We start from the raw sequence: 2,319 nt of genomic DNA, 5'->3' as shown, positions 1-2,319 counted from the left end.
TTATGCAAGCTTTCAGGTTCCGTCAGCTGAAAGCTGACTTGTGTCATGTCACGAGCTACAAGCTCGCGACAGCATTTTGGGTTTATTTGTCTGAACCTTGATTTACACGATTTTTGGATTGATGGGATTTTCTTTAAAAGCGCGGGCCTGTCATGGCGGCGGGCCGGGTGTATGGCGGGAATGTAGTTTAGCTTTGTCTAAACCCGAATTTTCAGAAATTCCCATGTCAGAAAAACAGCTTCGTCCGAAAGCGGGAAGAACGATGGTGGCCTGAGCGTGGCAAGGGCATAGGAAATTTTTGCTGAAGCGAGTGGTAGTGCGAACGCAGTGGGGCAAAAAGATTCCAGCCCGTCCAAAGGACTCCTTTGGAGTGGTTCTGAGCGGTTTGCGGCGCAAAGGCCTGTGCGGCAAAGAAGCCTTTTTGCTGACTTGAATTTTTGCTTCTTTTGTTTCAAGACAAAAGAAGTAGCCCTCCTCGGCAATGAGCGGCGGATTACTGTAGGGCGCACTAAGCATCAGAGGTAACGATCCCTTGGCTAACGGACGGCATGACGGGTTGAGTGGTTACTTGTCCTCTGAGATTGCCACGCTATCGCTCGCAATGACATGGTGGTAAGTGATTAGTTCGTGATTTCGCATTAGAGGTGCCGATCCGTTGGCTAACGGACGGCATGACGGGTTGAGTGGTTACTTGTCCTCTGAGATTGCCACGCTATCGCTCGCAATGACACCTTTTACCACTATCTCATTGCGAGGAACGAAGTGACGCGGCAATCTTAGCATATCCGTTTTGCTTGCGACGAGATTGCCACGCTACCGCCCGCAATTATATGGTAGAGAGTGGTTAGTTCGCACTTTGCATGTGGTGCCGATCCGTTGACTAACGGACGGCGTGACGGTTAGCATAGCGGCTGATAGATGCTTCACTACGTTCAGCATGACAAGCTTTTATCGCTTCATTAACACACCCCAAATCCTCTGAAGACGACACCTGTGCGGCTAACGGCTATATAAATTTTCCTTAACAAAGTGGTGTCACCACCTTGCCACCACTTTAACATTTAACCTACTGATTATTAATTAATTACGAAAAACACACCTGCTTGCGCAAACGTGAACGTGAACATTTTAGTGAACGCAGACCTTATTTTTAAACAGAAAAACCTCCGATTTGCGGAGGCTTTTCTGTTTATTTCTTTTCCAACTTAGCGGCTGCGGGTTCGTCTAAAAACCATTGAAGGTCCTTGCCTTTAATGAGTTGGGCGGGGTACTCCTGGATATTTTTGTTGTCTTCTAAAATATGCTTTACAGCTTCGGCCTTGCCTGCACCGTACACTAAAAACGCGATGTGATGGGCGTTATTAATAAGCGGGGCGGTGAAGGTAATACGGTTCATTTTTACCTCATCGATATACAATGCCTGGATGGACGCGCTTTCGTCCGTCAACACAGAAGTATGCGGGAACAGCGACGCGGTGTGCGAGTTATCGCCCAACCCCAATATCACCAGGTCGAAACAGGCGTTGTGCCCGTCAAAAAAGTGGATGAGGTGGCGGGTGTAATCTTTAGCGGCTTCCTCGGCACCCAAAGGCGTTTGCACCGCGTAAACATGCGAGGGATCTATCCCCAGCGGGTCGAACAAGGTTTGCTTGGCCATCAGGTAATTGCTTTGCGCGTCGGTTAACGGCACATCGCGCTCATCGCCAAAAAAGAAGTACACCTTATCCCAGTCAATTTTATCGCGGTACTCGCTGGCCAGCAGCTCGTGCAATTTTTTGGGCGAACTGCCGCCGCTTAGCGCCACTATAAAGCGGTCGCGGGCGTCTATGGCCTCTTTGGCGCAAGCTGCAAAGTAGTCGGCCAGTGCGGCCAGTACTTCGGTGTCCTTTTCAAATACGTTCAGTTTCATCTTTCAATTTGAAGATTTGTTAATTTGAAGATTTGAAGATGCCGGGTCAATTTTCAAATCTTCAAATCTTCAAATCAATATTATTTTTTTCCATTTACAGGTAGGGTAAACCAGTTAAACCCGTCGCGGGCAATTAATGCCTCGGCAGATTCAGGCCCCCATGAGTCGGCAGAATAATTAGGGAAATTCAAACTCTTTTTGTTTTGCCAGGTGCTTAATATCGGCATAACCAAATCCCAGGCAGCTTCTACCTGGTCGCCACGCATAAACAGGGTTTGGTCGCCCAGCATAGTGTCCAGTATCAACGTTTCGTAAGCTTCGGGCGCTTGGTTGGTATAAGTGCCTTTATAGTCGAACACCATATCAACGGCATTTAGTACCATATCTATGCCGGGGCGTTTGGCCTGTAC

At 48.2% G+C, this 2,319-nt stretch carries 1 protein-coding gene and 1 pseudogene; both read right to left on the bottom strand.

Features of this window, described 5'->3' with window-relative positions:
• Window positions 1-1,189 precede the first annotated feature (1,189 nt).
• Window positions 1,190-1,909, bottom strand: a complete 720-nt coding sequence (gene pgl, locus EWM62_RS19085) for a 6-phosphogluconolactonase (RefSeq protein WP_129877060.1) — start codon at window positions 1,907-1,909, stop codon at window positions 1,190-1,192.
• A gap of 80 nt (window positions 1,910-1,989) precedes the next feature.
• Window positions 1,990-2,319, bottom strand: a pseudogene (locus EWM62_RS19080) (glucose-6-phosphate dehydrogenase); the annotation flags it as partial.

It is taken from the genome of Mucilaginibacter terrigena, from assembly GCF_004168255.1.
Taxonomy (GTDB): Bacteria; Bacteroidota; Bacteroidia; order Sphingobacteriales; family Sphingobacteriaceae; genus Mucilaginibacter; species Mucilaginibacter terrigena.
Note: the sequence above shows the minus strand (reverse complement) of the source record. Positions and strands in the feature narration are given on the sequence as shown.